This is a genomic window from Streptomyces sp. Tu 2975 (assembly GCF_009832925.1).
Classification (GTDB): Bacteria; Actinomycetota; Actinomycetes; order Streptomycetales; family Streptomycetaceae; genus Streptomyces.
On sequence record NZ_CP047140.1, the window covers coordinates 5,788,045 to 5,804,083 of the forward strand.

At 69.2% G+C, this 16,039-nt stretch carries 12 protein-coding genes and 1 pseudogene; 8 read left to right on the top strand and 5 right to left on the bottom strand.

The window, feature by feature from the left end; genetic code table 11:
* The first annotated feature begins 109 nt into the window (after nt 1–109).
* Nucleotides 110–3,235, top strand: a complete 3,126-nt coding sequence (locus GLX30_RS25685) for an efflux RND transporter permease subunit (RefSeq protein WP_159692761.1) — start codon at nt 110–112, stop codon at nt 3,233–3,235.
* A 145-nt stretch (nt 3,236–3,380) separates the two neighbouring features.
* Here GLX30_RS25685 and nadA read toward each other — a convergent pair whose 3' ends face one another.
* The gene (gene nadA, locus GLX30_RS25690; RefSeq protein ID WP_159692763.1) at nt 3,381–4,568 is read right to left on the bottom strand and encodes a quinolinate synthase NadA; all 1,188 of its coding nucleotides are present in this window, start codon (nt 4,566–4,568) and stop codon (nt 3,381–3,383) included.
* Between the two features lie 271 nt (nt 4,569–4,839).
* Between nadA and GLX30_RS25695 the strand changes: the two genes are divergently transcribed.
* Nucleotides 4,840–5,196 carry an iron-sulfur cluster assembly accessory protein gene (locus tag GLX30_RS25695; protein WP_159692765.1) on the top strand — a complete coding sequence of 119 codons (357 nt, stop codon included), beginning with the start codon at nt 4,840–4,842 and terminating at the stop codon, nt 5,194–5,196.
* A gap of 75 nt (nt 5,197–5,271) precedes the next feature.
* Here the strand turns inward: GLX30_RS25695 and GLX30_RS25700 are convergent.
* A pseudogene (locus GLX30_RS25700) lies at nt 5,272–6,719 on the bottom strand (hypothetical protein).
* Between the two features lie 132 nt (nt 6,720–6,851).
* On the bottom strand, nt 6,852–7,076 hold the full coding sequence (locus tag GLX30_RS25705) for a hypothetical protein (RefSeq protein WP_159692767.1): 225 nt from the start codon (nt 7,074–7,076) through the stop codon (nt 6,852–6,854).
* A gap of 127 nt (nt 7,077–7,203) precedes the next feature.
* On the opposite strand from GLX30_RS25705, the gene GLX30_RS25710 reads away from it, so the two are divergent.
* On the top strand, nt 7,204–8,178 hold the full coding sequence (locus GLX30_RS25710) for a carbohydrate kinase family protein (protein ID WP_159692769.1): 975 nt from the start codon (nt 7,204–7,206) through the stop codon (nt 8,176–8,178).
* A 416-nt stretch (nt 8,179–8,594) separates the two neighbouring features.
* On the opposite strand, the gene GLX30_RS25715 is transcribed toward GLX30_RS25710, so the two are convergent.
* Nucleotides 8,595–10,016 (bottom strand): cysteine desulfurase/sulfurtransferase TusA family protein, encoded by a 1,422-nt coding sequence (locus tag GLX30_RS25715; RefSeq protein WP_159692771.1) that lies wholly within the window; start codon nt 10,014–10,016, stop codon nt 8,595–8,597.
* A gap of 273 nt (nt 10,017–10,289) precedes the next feature.
* Between GLX30_RS25715 and coxB the strand changes: the two genes are divergently transcribed.
* The 4 genes from coxB (at nt 10,290) to GLX30_RS25735 (ending at nt 14,764) form a co-directional block, all read left to right on the top strand.
* Entirely contained in the window at nt 10,290–11,261 is a 972-nt protein-coding gene (gene coxB / locus GLX30_RS25720) for a cytochrome c oxidase subunit II (protein WP_159692773.1), read from the top strand.
* A complete protein-coding gene (ctaD, locus tag GLX30_RS25725; RefSeq protein ID WP_159692775.1) occupies nt 11,258–12,997 on the top strand; it encodes a cytochrome c oxidase subunit I in 1,740 nt (579 codons plus the stop codon). Before coxB ends, ctaD begins: the two co-directional genes overlap by 4 nt.
* A complete protein-coding gene (locus tag GLX30_RS25730; protein ID WP_005318569.1) occupies nt 12,994–13,392 on the top strand; it encodes a cytochrome c oxidase subunit 4 in 399 nt (132 codons plus the stop codon). The genes ctaD and GLX30_RS25730 overlap by 4 nt, the downstream gene beginning before the upstream one ends.
* 118 nt (nt 13,393–13,510) lie before the next feature.
* A complete protein-coding gene (locus tag GLX30_RS25735; RefSeq protein WP_159692777.1) occupies nt 13,511–14,764 on the top strand; it encodes an Ig-like domain-containing protein in 1,254 nt (417 codons plus the stop codon).
* Nucleotides 14,765–14,779: 15 nt separating this feature from the next.
* On the opposite strand, the gene GLX30_RS25740 is transcribed toward GLX30_RS25735, so the two are convergent.
* The gene (locus GLX30_RS25740; RefSeq protein WP_159692779.1) at nt 14,780–15,181 is read right to left on the bottom strand and encodes a hypothetical protein; all 402 of its coding nucleotides are present in this window, start codon (nt 15,179–15,181) and stop codon (nt 14,780–14,782) included.
* Nucleotides 15,182–15,362: 181 nt separating this feature from the next.
* Between GLX30_RS25740 and GLX30_RS25745 the strand changes: the two genes are divergently transcribed.
* On the top strand, nt 15,363–15,983 hold the full coding sequence (locus tag GLX30_RS25745) for a heme-copper oxidase subunit III (protein ID WP_005318575.1): 621 nt from the start codon (nt 15,363–15,365) through the stop codon (nt 15,981–15,983).
* The last annotated feature ends 56 nt before the right edge of the window (nt 15,984–16,039 follow it).

Below are 16,039 nucleotides of genomic sequence, written 5' to 3' on the forward strand. Positions count from 1 at the left end.
GCGGCGTAAGGAACGGGACCTGGGGGCTAGGGAACGGCCCCTCCTCGTGGCCGAAGGTATAGGCGGGCCTCTGTGCCCGTCCCCGCGCAAGCCACAGAAGAGAGACCCCATGTCCTGGCTGTCCAGATTCAGCCTGTCGCAACGGGCCCTGATAGGGCTGATGTCCATCGTCGCGATCGTCTTCGGTGCGATCGCCGTCCCGCAGCTCAAGCAGCAGCTCCTGCCGTCCATCGAGCTCCCGATGGTCTCGGTGCTCGCCCCCTACCAGGGCGCGTCGCCCGACGTCGTCGAGAAGCAGGTCGTCGAGCCGCTCGAATCGAGCATCAAGGCCGTCGACGGCATCGAGGGCATCACGTCCACGGCCAGCGAGGGCAGCGCCGTCATCATGGCGACCTTCGAGTACGGGGACGGGGGCAAGCAACTCGTCGCCGACGTCCAGCAGGCCGTGAACCGGGCCCGCGCCCAACTGCCGGACGAAGTGGACCCGCAGGTCATCGCCGGGTCGACGGACGACATCCCCACCGTCGTGCTCGCCGTCACCTCGGACAAGGACCAGCAGGCACTCGCCGACCAGTTGGAGCGGACCGTCGTACCGGCGATCGAGGACATCGAGGGCGTGGGCCAGGTCTCGATCGACGGCGTCCAGGACCTTCAGGTCTCCGTCACCCCCGACGACCGCAAGCTTGCCGCCGCGGGCCTGAACACCATGGCGCTCTCCGAGGCGCTCAGGACGGGCGGCGCGACGATGCCCGCCGGGTCGTTCTCCGAGGACGGCAAGAGCCGCACGGTCCAGGTCGGCGGCGGCTTCACCAGCCTGCAGCAGATCGAGGACCTGCGGATCGTGCCGGCGCAGGGCACGAAGGGCAAGCCCGTACGCCTCGGTGACATCGCGACCGTCGAGCAGACGGAGGCGAGCCGGGTCTCCCTGACCCGTACGAACGGCAGGCCCAGCCTCGCCGTGCTGGCCACCATGGACAACGACGGCAGCGCCGTCGCCATCTCGGAAGCGGTCCAGGACAAGCTGCCGGGCCTCCGCAACGACCTCGGCGCGGGCGCGGAGCTGACCGTCGTCTCCGACCAGGGCCCGGCGGTCTCCAAGTCGATCTCCGGCCTGACCACCGAGGGCGCGCTCGGCCTGGTCTTCGCGGTCATCGTGATCCTGGTCTTCCTCGCGTCGCTGCGCTCGACGCTGGTCACGGCGGTGTCCATCCCGCTGTCCGTCGTCCTGGCGCTGATCGTGCTGTGGACCCGTGACCTGTCGCTCAACATGCTCACCCTCGGCGCGCTGACCATCGCCATCGGCCGGGTCGTCGACGACTCGATCGTGGTCCTGGAGAACATCAAGCGTCACCTCGGGTACGGCGAGGAGCGGCAGAGCGCCATCATCACCGCGGTGAAGGAGGTGGCGGGCGCCGTCACGTCCTCCACGCTGACCACCGTCGCGGTGTTCCTGCCGATCGGTCTCGTCGGCGGCATGGTCGGCGAACTGTTCGGTTCGTTCTCGCTGACCGTCACCGCCGCGCTGCTGGCGTCGCTGCTCGTCTCGCTGACCGTCGTCCCCGTCCTCTCGTACTGGTTCCTGCGCGCCCCCAAGGCCGTGCAGGGCCTGGACCCGGAGGAGGCCCGGCGAAAGGCGGAGGAGAAGGAGGCGCGGAGCCGGCTCCAGCGGATGTACGTCCCCGTGCTGCGCTTCGCGACCCGCCGCCGCCTGACGAGTGTCGCCCTGGCGGTCGTGGTGCTGTTCGGCACCTTCGGCATGGCCGGACTGCTCAAGACGAACTTCTTCGACCAGGGCGAGCAGGAGGTCATGTCCGTCAAGCAGGAACTGCCGCCCGGCACCAGCCTCGAGGCGGCCGACGCCTCCGCCAAGAAGGTCGAGCAGATCCTCGCCGGCGTCGACGAGATCAAGGACTACCAGGTCACCGTCGGCTCCTCCGGCTTCATGGCGGCCTTCGGCGGTGGTACCGGCGCCAACCAGGCCTCGTACCAGCTGACGCTGAAGGACTCGGCGTCGTACGAGAAGGTCCGCGACCACCTCGACGAGGAGCTCGGCAAGCTCGACGGCGTCGGCGACACGACCATCGCCGCCGGTGACGGCTTCGGCAGCCAGGACCTGAGCGTCGTGGTGAAGGCGTCCGACTCCGACACCCTCCAGAAGGCGTCGGAGGCGGTAAGGGCAGAGGTCGCGAAGCTCGATGACGTGACCGACGTCCAGAGCGACCTGGCCCAGTCCGTACCGCGTATCTCCGTCAAGGCCACGCCGAAGGCGGCCGACGCCGGCTTCACCGACGCCACGCTGGGCATGGCCGTCGGCCAGGCCGTCCGCGGCACCCCGTCGGGCAAGGCGATCCTGGCCGACACCGAGCGGGACATCGTCATCACCTCCGCCAGGCCGGCGAAGACGATGGACGAACTGAAGGCGCTGCCGCTCGGCCCGGTGAAGCTCGGTGACATCGCCGAGGTGAAGCTGGTTCCCGGTCCGGCCTCGATGACCCGGATCGACGGATCGCGGGCCGCGACGATCACGGCGAAGCCGACCGGCGACAACACCGGTGCGGTGAGCACCGCGCTCCAGTCGAAGATCAACGCGCTGGACCTGCCCGAGGGCGCGACCGCCTCCATCGGCGGCGTGTCGGAGGACCAGGAGGAGGCGTTCTTGAACCTCGGTCTGGCGATGCTGGCGGCGATCGCGATCGTCTTCATGCTGCTGGTGGCGACGTTCCGGTCGCTGATCCAGCCGCTGATCCTGCTGGTCTCCATCCCGTTCGCCGCGACCGGCGCGATCGGCCTGCTTGTCGCGACGGGCACGCCGATGGGCGTGCCCGCGATGATCGGCATGCTGATGCTCATCGGCATCGTGGTCACCAACGCGATCGTGCTGATCGACCTGATCAACCAGTACCGGGCCCAGGGCCTCGGCGTGGTCGAGGCGGTCGTCGAGGGCGGCCGGCACCGGCTGCGCCCGATCCTCATGACGGCCCTGGCGACGATCTTCGCGTTGCTGCCGATGGCGCTCGGTGTCACGGGCGAGGGCGGCTTCATCGCCAAGCCGCTGGCAGTGGTGGTGATCGGCGGTCTGATCACGTCGACGCTGCTGACCCTGCTGCTGGTGCCGACGCTGTACGCGATGGTGGAGCTCCGCAAGGAGCGCCGCCGCGCCAAGCGTGCGGCGAAGCGGGAGGCCGCGAAGCCCGCGGAGACGGACGAGACGTCCCTGGAGCCGTCGAACGCCTAGTCTCCGCCGGTTCCTGCACACACCAGGGGCCCCGCAGCCGACCGGCTGCGGGGCCCCTGGTCGTTGTCCTGAGCGGGCACTGACCGCATGCGTGAAGGGGCGTCCCGCCGCGGCGGGACGCCCCTTCACGCATGTACGGCGGCGGCTACGGCAGCGCCAGCATCCGCTCCAGCGCGAGCTTCGCGAAGCTCTCCGTCTCCTTGTCGACCTCGATGCGGTTGACCAGGTTCCCCTCGGCCAGCGACTCCAGGGCCCACACCAGGTGGGGCAGGTCGATGCGGTTCATCGTCGAGCAGAAGCAGACCGTCTTGTCCAGGAAGACGATCTCCTTGCCCTGGTCCGCGAAGCGGTTCGCCAGGCGCCGGACCAGGTTCAGCTCGGTGCCGATCGCCCACTTCGAGCCGGCCGGGGCCGCCTCGAGCATGTTGATGATGTACTCCGTCGAGCCCACGTAGTCGGCGGCGGCGACCACCTCGTGCTTGCACTCGGGGTGCACCAGGACGTTGACACCCGGGATGCGCTCACGCACGTCGTTGACGGAGTCCAGAGAGAACCGGCCGTGCACGGAGCAGTGACCGCGCCACAGGATCATCTTGGCGGCGCGCAGTTCCTCCGCCGTCAGACCGCCGTTGGGCTTGTGCGGGTTGTAGAGCACGCAGTCCTCGAGCGACATCCCCATGTCCCGGACGGCGGTGTTGCGGCCGAGGTGCTGGTCCGGGAGGAAGAGGACCTTCTCACCCTGCTCGAAGGCCCAGTCCAGCGCGCGCTTGGCGTTCGACGACGTACAGATCGTGCCGCCGTGCTTGCCCGTGAAGGCCTTGATGTCCGCGGAGGAGTTCATGTAGGAGACAGGTACGACCTGCTCGGCGACGCCGGCCTCCGTCAGTACGTCCCAGCATTCGGCGACCTGCTCGGCGGTGGCCATGTCGGCCATCGAGCAGCCGGCCGCGAGGTCGGGCAGCACGACCTTCTGGTCGTCGGAGGTGAGGATGTCGGCGGACTCGGCCATGAAGTGCACACCGCAGAAGACGATGTACTCGGCCTCCGGCCGGGCCGCGGCGTCCTTCGCCAGCTTGAACGAGTCACCGGTGACGTCGGCGAACTGGATGACCTCGTCGCGCTGGTAGTGGTGGCCGAGGACGAAGACCTTTTCGCCGAGCTTCTCCTTGGCCGCGCGGGCGCGCTCCACCAGGTCCGGGTCGGACGGCGAGGGCAGGTCGCCCGGGCACTCCACGCCACGCTCGCTGCGAGGGTCGGCCTCGCGGCCGAGCAGCAGCAGTGCGAGCGGAGTCGGCGACACGTCGAGCTCGGGGCTGGTCTGGGCGGTGGTCACGAACACGCACCCTTTCTTCGTCTGGCAGAGCGCTTTTCGTCTATTTGACGCTATCTATCATAACCGCTTCACGTCACTTTGACGATGGCCATAGTGTCGATGTGACGCACCCCCCTGTCCCCAGGGTGACGCACACCCCGTCCCCAGGCCGGTGCTTCTCCATGGCCGGGTGTGCGAGCATGAAGGGGACAGACGAGCGGTCCGGAATGAATCCAGGGCCATGCCGGTTGCACCGTCGGCAAGCAGTCCGCACAACCCGGGAGAGAAGCAGATGTCCGTATCGGACGAGACCACCACCGTGAGCGACGGCATCCTCCTGTCCGACGCCGCCGCGGCCAAGGTCAAGGCCCTGCTGGACCAGGAAGGCCGGGAGGACCTGGCGCTGCGCGTCGCGGTTCAGCCCGGCGGCTGCTCCGGCCTGCGTTACCAGCTGTTCTTCGACGAGCGGTCCCTCGACGGCGACGTCGTGAAGGACTTCGACGGTGTCAAGGTCGTCACCGACCGTATGAGCGCCCCGTACCTGGGCGGCGCCTCCATCGACTTCGTCGACACCATCGAGAAGCAGGGCTTCACGATCGACAACCCGAACGCCACGGGTTCCTGCGCCTGCGGCGACTCGTTCAGCTAAGAGTCCGGCTGCTCATGCCGAAGGCGGCGGACCCGGTCCCGGGTCCGCCGCCTTCGGCATGTGGCACGAGGGGCGTCAGCCCTTGCGCGGGAGTGGCTTGCCGGTGTTCGCGTCGACGACCTTCCGGCCGTCCAGCGGCTCGTCCAGCGTCACGGACGCCTTGAGCTCCTTGGCCAGCATGATGCAGACCCGCTCGGGGTCCGGGTTCGTCTCCACGATCCGGACCTTCACCTGGTCACCGCTCTCGGTCGCCTTCGCCTCGTAGTTGCTGCACACGCCGCCCCAGAAGGTGACGGTCAGGGTCCGCCCCTGCACGCTGTACGAGATCTGGGCCGGACCCTGGTCGGCCGGGTCCTTCGACGGATCCGCCGGAGCGATGTCGTGCGCCGGCGGCTCGGCGCTCTTGAGGAAACGCTCCTCCACAGCGGTGTGCGTCACCGTGAACGGCCGCTCCCAGTCCTTCGCCGCCACCTCGAACAGCCACGACGGCACCAGTGCCTGCCGCCCGTCCACATACTGCGCCGAGAGCCCGAAGACGGCCTTGCCGATCGTCAGCCGCTCCGGCCCCGCGGTGGTGCTGTCGGGCTCACAGGGCGCGTCCGGCTTGATCTCGCCCTCGTGCGGGACGGGGGTGGCGCACCCGCCGATGCCGACGCGTCCGCTGTCCTTGCCCGCCTTGTTCAGCTGATCGACCGCGTCCTCGGCGGAGACCACCGGGTACGTGTCGCTCTTCGCGGGCTTCTTCAGCTGCCCGCTTCCGCCGACCACAGTGCCGTCCGCACCCACCTGGACACCCGTCGTCCAGCCGTACGTCGGCAGGCCGCCCACCACCGGATCGGCATTCACGACGCGCACCGCGCCCATCAGCTGGCCCGCGTTCAGCGCGGCCTCGCCCTGGCCCACGGCCCGCAGCACCGGCGCCGCGGCCTTCTTCGCCTCGGACTCGCTCACCGGCTTGCCGTCCTCGCCCGCCGAGCCGCCCGAGGGCAGGCCTTGCCCTTCAGGCAGTTGTCCCCGCCCGGCGAAGCGAAGCGGGCGAACGTCCAGGTGCCCGGGGCTTCCTTGTTCACCTGGAGCGTCGGCCCCTGGCCGTCCTTGGTCGGCCCGATCTTCCAGGCCGGTCCCTCCAGACGCGGTGCCCCCGGCAGGCCGAGCGCCTTCGCCAGCCGGGACACCTCCGCCTCCGTGACGTTCCCCGTCGCCCGGTGCACGGCCGCGCGGCCGGGCCCCTCCGGCAGATCGCCCTTCGCGCTGTAGACGACGCCGCCTCCGGACGGGTCGGGCTCACCTGGCGCGATCCCGCTCCTGCTACCGCTTCCGCCGAGGTCCAGGGCCAACGGCGGAGGATTCTTCGCTCCGGCGGCACCGCTCTTGGCGTCCGTGGCGTCCGCGCCCTCGGAGCCGGCGGTCGCGAAGTACGCACCGCCACCGCCGGCGACCAGCACCGCGGCCGCCACAGAGGCGACGACCAGCGGGGAACGCCGACGGCGGGGACTCTCCTGCGTGTTCTCCGTGCTGCTCACCGCATCGCTCCTTGTCTCGCGCCTCCTGCTGCGGAGGACACGTGTGGGACGGAGCGGGGGAGCACGTGGTTCCCTTCACCTCGTCCCCGGAGCCGGCCGCCGGTGCCGGAGCCGCTGCGGGGCCGGGCGGTGTCAGTCGCCGTACTCCGACATCGCGTCCACCAGCCGCGCGGACGCGGACGGCACCACGACACCGTGGATGAGGGACGGGTGCACGGGCGCGGGCGCCGCAGCCGCCGGTACGACCCAGTGTGGTGCCATCCGGGCGCAGTCGCCGCGCAGCTGGGCCAGACTGATCTCGGACTCCCGCGGGTCCCGCTGCGGCCTCGGCTCGAGCGCCGCCGTGTACTTGGTCATAGCCGCACCGTATGCACCTGGGAGTCCAGGAAAAAAGCCCTACTATCGGGTAGTTTCCGCACGTGGCCGGGTTCGGGGCCCGGTAGCGTGGACTGTCACTGCCAGCCCGCCTCAGGAGCGCCTCACCGTGCGTATCGCAGTCACCGGCTCCATCGCCACCGACCATCTCATGACCTTCCCCGGCCGCTTCGCCGACCAGTTGGTCGCGGACCAGCTGCACACGGTCTCCCTCTCCTTCCTCGTCGACACGCTCGACGTGCGCAGAGGCGGTGTCGGGGCGAACATCTGCTTCGGCATGGGGCAGCTCGGCACCGGCCCGATCCTCGTCGGCGCGGCGGGCTCGGACTTCGACGAGTACCGCGCCTGGCTCGACCGCCACGGCGTCGACACCGCGTCCGTCCGTATCTCGGAGGTCCTGCACACCGCCCGCTTCGTGTGCACCACCGACTCCGACCACAACCAGATCGGCTCCTTCTACACCGGGGCGATGAGCGAGGCCCGCCAGATCGAACTCAAGTCGGTGGCGGACCGCGTCGGCGGCCTCGACCTCGTTCTGATCGGCGCGGACGACCCGGAGGCGATGCTGCGCCACACCGAGGAGTGCCGCTCGCGGGGCATCCCGTTCGCCGCGGACTTCTCGCAGCAGATCGCCCGGATGAGCGGCGACGAGATCCGGATACTGCTGGACGGCGCGGCGTACCTCTTCTCCAACGAGTACGAGAAGGGCCTCATCGAGTCCAAGACCGGCTGGACCGACGAGGAGATCCTCGGCAAGGTCGGCCACCGGGTCACCACCCTCGGCTCGCGCGGCGTCCGCATCGAGACCGCGGACGCGGACCCGATCGAGGTCGGCTGCCCCGACGAGGAGGCCAAGGTCGACCCCACGGGCGTCGGCGACGCGTTCCGCGCGGGTTTCCTCTCGGGCCTCTCGTGGGGCGTGGACCTGGAGCGTGCGGCTCAGGTGGGCTGCATGCTGGCGACGCTGGTGATCGAGACGCTCGGCACACAGGAGTACACCCTGCGGCGGGCGCACTTCATGGAGCGCTTCACGAAGGCGTACGGGGACGAGGCGGCGGCGGAGGTCCGCGAGCACCTCTCCTGACGCGCCGGGCCCCGCCTCGCGGCGGGGCCGGCCCCCTCCCCGCTGTCCCGACGTGCGGCCCCGCCGCGTGTCCGGGCCGGCCCCGGACCCGGTACCGCGCTTCGCGCGGTGCCCTGGGGCTCCTACGGCCTGGCGGCCGTGGGACATGCGCCCCCGGACGGGCTGACATGCCGCTGCGCGGCAATCAGCCCGTCGGCGGGTCCCGCCTTGCCGGCGGCCTCCGGCCCGCCGGCCCTGGCTCCGCCGGGCGGGCACAAGGTGCCTGGCAGCTGCAGCCCTGCCGACCTCCGAGGCACGAGAGTCCGGCCGGGCCTCCTCACACCTCCAGGCGCAGGGGGGTCCCCGAAACGCCACGCGAAGCGCGGTACCGGGTGCGGCGGGAAGTCGGCGGGGAGGGAACACGTCTGCCGCGAACGTCAGCTCAGGCGCCGGACCACGTACGCCACCCCCACCTCCGCCCCCCGTTCCCCCACGTACTCCTGCCCCCGCATCCCGCACCAGGCGGGGATGTCCAGTCGGGCCGCCTCGTCGTCGGAGAGCACCGTCACAGTGCGGCCGACCGGGACCTCGCCGATGACCTTCGCCAGCTCGATCACCGGGATCGGGCACCGCCGCCCGAGGGTGTCCAGCACCAGGGACTCGGACGCCTCCGGAGGCTCGGACGAGGAGGACGCCCCCGGCCGCGCCGCGGCCGCAGTCGCAGGCGCCGGCGCGCCGAACCGCTCCCGTACCCCCGCCACCAGCTCCGGCAGCACCCCCAGGAAGCGGTCCACGTCCTCCTCCGAGGTGTCGAACGGCGCCAGCGACACCCGTACGTTGCCCTCCGACAGGACGCCCATCGCCCTCAGCACATGGCTCGGGATCAGCGTGCTGCTCGTGCACGACGAGCCGGAGGAGACGGAGAAGCCCGCCCGGTCCAGTTCGTGCAGCAGGGTCTCGCCGTCGACATAGAGACAGGAGAACGTCACGACGTGCGGCAGCCTCCGCACCGGATCGCCGACCACCTCCACGTCGGGCACCAGTTCCGGCACCCGCGCGCGGATCCGGTCCACCAGGGCCCGCAGCCGGGCCGACTCGGCCGCCGCCTCCGCGCGTACGGCCCGGAGCGAGGCGGCCGCCGCAACGATCGCCGGGATGTTCTGGAAGCCGGCGGACCGGCCCGACTCCCGCTCGTCGGCGGGGCCTTGCGGGGCGAACCGGACGCCCTTGCGTACGGCGAGCAGCCCGACACCCGACGGGCCGCCCCATTTGTGCGCACTCGCGGTGAGCAGCGACCAGTCCCCTTCCACGGGCCCCCAGGCGAGCGACTGCGCCGCGTCCACCAGGAGCGGCACGCCCAGGGAGCGGCACGCCTCGGCCACTTCCCGCACGGGCTGCTCGGTGCCGACCTCGTGGTTGGCGGACTGCAGGCAGGCCAGGGCGGTGGCCTCGCCGAGTTCGGCGGTGTAGGCCTCCGGTGCGACCGCTCCGTGCCGGTCGACGCCGACCTCCGTCACCGAACCGCCGGCGGCCTCCCATGCCTCGGCCGCGTGGAGCACGGCGGAGTGTTCGACGGCGGAGACGACGAGCCGCCGGCCGACACGCCGACGCCCCGCGAGCGCCCCCGAGACGCCGGCGTGGATCGCCTGCGTCCCCGAAGGAGTGAACACGAGCTCGTCGGGGCGGCAGCCGACGGCGTCCGCCGCGGCCTCCCTGGCGGCGTCGAGGAGCAGCCGGGCGCGGCGGCCCTCGCGGTACAGCCGGGCGGGGTCGGCCCAGCCCTCGTCGAGGGAGGCCTGCAGAGCCTGGCGGGCGACGGGGTGCAGGGGAGCGGCGGAGGCGGCGTCGAAATAGGGCACGTCATCACGCTAACCCCGGCCAGGACACGGAGCGTCAGTTGCCTGCCGGAATCGGGCATTCCGGGGCGCTCCGCACCTCCCCCGAAGGGAGCAGACACCCCTTCGGGGTGCCGGACGGCGCGTTGGGCACCCTCCCCGCGCGACCCCAAATAGCGTCCAGTAGGGTTTGGTCCGCATAAACATCCAAACCCCTGCCCGCGTCAGGGCCGGCGACCGACCAGCGAGACGGCCGCAGCCCGGCCGCGCGGGCCGAGACTCTCGGGAAGGCGCTACGTGAGTCCCAACGGCTCCGACCGCTCGTCGCGGCGCCCGATGCGGCGGAAGCTGCCGCAGGTGCTGACTGCGGGCCTGATCCTGGCTACCGCCTCCGGTTGCTCATACAACTGGGAGGATTTTCCCCGCCTTGGAATGCCCACCCCCGTCACGGAGGAGGCGCCGCGGATCCTCTCCCTCTGGCAGGGCTCGTGGGCGGCTGCGCTCGCCACGGGCGTGCTGGTGTGGGGCCTGATCCTGTGGAGCGTGTTCTTCCACCGGCGCAGCCGCACCAAGGTGGAGATCCCTCCGCAGACCCGGTACAACATGCCGATAGAGGCGTTGTACACCGTGGTTCCGATCATCATCGTGTCGGTCTTCTTCTACTTCACCGCGCGTGACGAGTCGAAGCTCCTCGAGCTCTCCGACAAGCCCGCCCACACCATCAACGTGGTCGGCTACCAGTGGAGCTGGGGCTTCAACTACCTCGAGGACGTGGACGGGAACCCGGCCACCGGGGACGCGGCCGCGGACAAGGAACTGAACGCGATCCCGGACAAGTACACCGATGACTTCCCGGCGGGTGCGGAGGGCGTCTACGACGCCGGTATTCCCGGCACCCGGAACCCGCAGAACGGCAACCCGGGCCCCACGCTGTGGCTGCCCAAGGGGGAGAAGGTCCGGTTCGTCCTGACCTCGCGTGACGTCATCCACTCCTTCTGGGTGGTCCCCTTCCTCATGAAGCAGGACGTCATCCCCGGCCACACCAATGTCTTCGAGGTGACCCCGAACCGCGAGGGCACCTTCATGGGCAAGTGCGCCGAGCTCTGCGGCGTCGACCATTCGCGGATGCTCTTCAACGTCAAGGTCGTCTCCCCGGAGCGCTACCAGCAGCATCTGAAGGAGCTTGCCGAGAAGGGGCAGACCGGCTTCATCCCGTCTGGCATCGAGCAGACGGACCCGGCCAGGAATGCGGAGAAGAACCAACTGTGAGCATCCTCAACGAATCCCAGGGTGCCGCCGTGGCGGACGAAGACTCGTACGAGAACGAGCTGCCGGTACGGCGCAAGCAGCCCGGCAATGTCGTCGTGAAGTGGCTGACGACCACCGACCACAAGACGATCGGCACGCTCTACCTCGTCACCTCGTTCGTGTTCTTCTGCATCGGTGGCCTGATGGCGCTCTTCATGCGCGCCGAGCTGGCCCGGCCGGGCACGCAGATCATGTCGAACGAGCAGTTCAACCAGGCGTTCACGATGCACGGCACGATCATGCTGCTGATGTTCGCGACGCCGCTGTTCGCCGGTTTCGCGAACTGGATCATGCCGCTGCAGATCGGCGCGCCGGACGTGGCCTTCCCGCGTCTGAACATGTTCGCGTACTGGCTGTACCTCTTCGGCTCGCTGATCGCGGTGGCCGGCTTCCTCACCCCGCAGGGTGCGGCCGACTTCGGCTGGTTCGCCTACGCCCCGCTGTCGGACGCGGTCCGTTCGCCGGGTGTCGGCGCCGACATGTGGATCATGGGTCTGGCCTTCTCCGGCTTCGGCACGATCCTCGGTTCGGTCAACTTCATCACCACGATCATCTGCATGCGCGCTCCCGGCATGACGATGTTCCGGATGCCGATCTTCACCTGGAACGTGCTGCTGACCGGTGTGCTGGTCCTGCTCGCCTTCCCGGTCCTCGCGGCAGCGCTGTTCGCCCTCGAGGCGGACCGCAAGTTCGGCGCCCACATCTTCGACGCCTCCAACGGCGGCGCGTTGCTGTGGCAGCACCTCTTCTGGTTCTTCGGGCACCCCGAGGTGTACATCATCGCCCTGCCGTTCTTCGGCATCGTCTCGGAGATCATTCCGGTCTTCTCCCGTAAGCCGATGTTCGGTTACATCGGTCTCATCGGTGCGACGATCGCGATCGCCGGTCTGTCCGTGACGGTGTGGGCCCACCACATGTACGTCACAGGCGGCGTGCTGTTGCCGTTCTTCTCGTTCATGACGTTCCTCATCGCGGTACCGACCGGTGTGAAGTTCTTCAACTGGATCGGCACGATGTGGAAGGGGTCGTTGTCCTTCGAGACACCGATGCTGTGGACCATCGGCTTCCTGGTCACCTTCACCTTCGGTGGCCTGACCGGTGTCATCCTCGCGTCGCCGCCGCTGGACTTCCACGTCTCCGACTCGTACTTCGTCGTCGCGCACTTCCACTACGTCGTCTTCGGCACCGTGGTGTTCGCGATGTTCGCCGGATTCCACTACTGGTGGCCGAAGTTCACGGGCAAGATGCTGGACGAGCGGCTCGGCAAGATCACGTTCTGGACGCTGTTCATCGGCTTCCACGGCACGTTCCTGGTGCAGCACTGGCTGGGCGCCGAGGGCATGCCCCGCCGGTACGCGGACTACCTCGCGGCCGACGGCTTCACCGCCCTGAACACGATCTCGACGATCGCGTCGTTCGTGCTGGGCCTGTCGATGCTCCCCTTCATGTACAACGTCTGGAAGACGGCGAAGTACGGCAAGAAGATCGAGGTCGACGACCCGTGGGGCTACGGCCGCTCGCTCGAGTGGGCGACCTCCTGCCCGCCGCCGCGGCACAACTTCCTCACTCTGCCGCGCATCCGCAGTGAATCGCCCGCGTTCGACCTGCACCACCCGGAGATCGCGGCTCTCGACCAGCTCGAGGACGGCGGCCACGGTGCTCCGGTGGCGGCCGTCGGCAAGGAGGAGAGCAAGTGAAGATCCAGGGCAAGATGTTCCTCTGGCTGAGCGTCTTCATCCTGGCCGTCGCCATCCTGTACGGCGTCTGGTCGAAGGAGCCTGCCGGTACCACCGCGCTCTTCCTGGCCTTCGGCCTGAGCGTCATGATCGGCTACTACCTGGCCTTCACGGCCCGGCGGGTGGACGCCATGGCCCAGGACAACAAGGAAGCCGACGTGGCCGACGAGGCCGGCGAGGTGGGGTTCTTCTCCCCGCACAGCTGGCAGCCGCTCGCGCTGGGCATCGGCGGCGCGCTCGCCTTCCTCGGCGTGGCGCTCGGCTGGTGGCTGCTGTACTTCTCCCTGCCGGTGATCCTGGTCGGCCTCTTCGGCTGGGTGTTCGAGTACTACCGCGGTGAGAGCCAGAACCAGTAGCACCACCTGAGACACACGGGACGGGCCCGGATCACCTCACTCCAGTGAGGTGATCCGGGCCCACTCGTTCGGAGTCATCCGGCGCGCCGCGACTGACGATCCTTCATAGCGTGTGCTCATGAACCACACGCCTCGTATCCGTGCCGTCAGCTGTATCGCGCTGGTCGTCTCCCTCGGTGTGGTCGCGACCGCGTGCGGCGAACCGGACCGGCACCCCCTGTCCGCCGCGCCGTACGACGCGGCGCGGCAGGTGAGTTTCAACGCCGGGTCAGACTCGAAGGTGGACCCCGAGAAGCCCCTGGAAGTCACCTCCACCGGCGACGGCGGCCGGATAACGGACGTCACCGTCATGGACGAAGCGGGCCACTACCTCGCCGGCGAACTCGCCGCGGACGGCGTCCGCTGGCGCTCCACCGCCCCGCTCGCCGCCGGCGCGAAGTACACCGTCCGGGTCTCCACGGAGGACGACGAAGGTGCTCCCGGGCTGCGCACGATGCTCTTCGAGACGGAGCCCGCCAAGCGCTTCCTCACCGCCGAGTTCGGCCCCAAGGCCGGCACGTACGGCGTGGGCCAGCCCATCACGGCCAAGCTCAGCCTTGCCGTCGGCGACGGCAAGGGCAGGGCGGTCGTCGAACGCGCCCTGAAGGTCGGCTCGAAGCCCGCAGTGGAGGGTTCCTGGCACTGGGTCGACGACAAGACCCTGCACTACCGCCCGAGGGAGTACTGGCCCTCCGGCGCCACCGTGAACGCCACCAGCAACCTCCAGGGCGTCAAGGTCGCGGGCAAGCTCTACGGAGGCCGCTCCAAGCCGCTGAAGATCACCATAGGTGACCGCCTCGAAGCCGTCACCGACGCCGGGTCGCACACCATGACGGTGATGCGCAACGGAGAAGTGATCAAGACCATGCCGGTCACCACCGGCAAGCCCGGCTTCGACACGCGCAACGGCATCAAGGTCGTGCTGGGCAAGGAGTACTTCGTACGGATGCGGAGCACCAGCATCGGCATCGCCGAGGGCAGCTCCGAGTCCTACGACCTGCCCGTCTACTACGCGACCCGGGTGACGTGGAGCGGCGAATACGTCCACGCGGCGCCCTGGTCGGTCGGGTCACAGGGTTCGGCGAACGTCAGCCACGGCTGCACCGGGATGTCCATGGAGGACGCCGAATGGTTCTACAAGACCGTTCGGGAGGGTGACATCGTCAAGGTCGTCAACAGCTACGGCGACATGATGGACACGTTCGGTAACGGCTTCGGCGACTGGAACCTGTCCTGGGACAAGTGGCGCAAGGGCAGCGCCCTGGTCGCCGGCTCCGACGCGGCGGAAGGCAACGTCACCGAGGTGTCCGCCCGCCTGCGCCCCCGGGTATGACCCGCCCTCCCCTGGTCAGGCCTCGATGGAGAGCCGGCTGCGCAGCAGGGCCGCCAGTGAGGCGGCGAACTCCACCGGGTCCACCGGAAGCGTCACCGCGGCCTCCGCGCGGCTCCAGGTGGCCAGCCAGGCGTCCTGCGGGCGGCCGATCAGCAGCAGCACCGGCGGGCAGTCGAAGATCTCGTCCTTGATCTGACGGCACACGCCCATACCGCCCGCCGGGACCGTCTCGCCGTCCAGGACACAGACGTCGATCCCACCCTCGTCAAGGGCCTTGAGGACGGCGGGCAGGGTCGCGCACTCGACGAACCGCACCGGCGGAACGTCGGCGGCCGGCCTGCGTCCCGCCGCCAGCCTGACCTGCTCGCGGGTGTTGGAGTCGTCGCTGTAGACCAGGACCGTGGCGCTCGACTGCATGGTTCCTCCGCACTCGTTCGATCAGGCTGTTGCGCCGGATGCTACTCCGTCCCGCTGCCGGTCAACACCGGTTCGGACACGCCTTCGATGGGCCGTTCGGCTCCCCCGGAGGACCCCGCGGGGAGTGGGAACACTCCGAACGGCACCCCCCGGAGTGAGGGCGGGATAAGCGACCGACATAATGTCGGTCGTGGCGACAGCAACGACAGTAGAAACCGGGCACGCGCACCCGTCGGTCAATCGACCGAACCTCACCAGCGTCGGAACCATCATCTGGCTGAGTTCCGAGCTGATGTTCTTCGCGGCCCTCTTCGCGATGTACTTCACCCTGCGATCGGTGACGGGTGCCGAGTTCTGGGCAGAGAAAGCCGATGCGCTGAACTTCCCGTTCTCGGCGACCAACACCACGATCCTGGTGCTCTCCTCACTCACCTGTCAGCTCGGCGTGTTCGCCGCTGAGCGGGGCGATGTGAAGAAGCTCCGCACCTGGTTCGTGATCACGTTCGTGATGGGTGCCATCTTCATCGGCGGTCAGGTCTTCGAATACACCGAGCTGGTCAAGCACGAGGGGCTCTCCCTCTCGTCCGACCCGTACGGCTCTGTGTTCTACCTGACCACCGGTTTCCACGGCCTGCACGTGACGGGCGGTCTCATCGCCTTCCTGCTGGTCCTGGGAAGGACCTACGCGGCCAGGAGATTCACCCATGAGCAGGCAACCGCCGCCATCGTCGTGTCCTACTACTGGCACTTCGTCGATGTCGTCTGGATCGGCCTCTTCGCCACGATCTACATGATCAAGTAATCGGCGCGGGCGGTTCGTCCCCGAGCGGGCACCGCCTGAAGCAGACACAGTCCAGA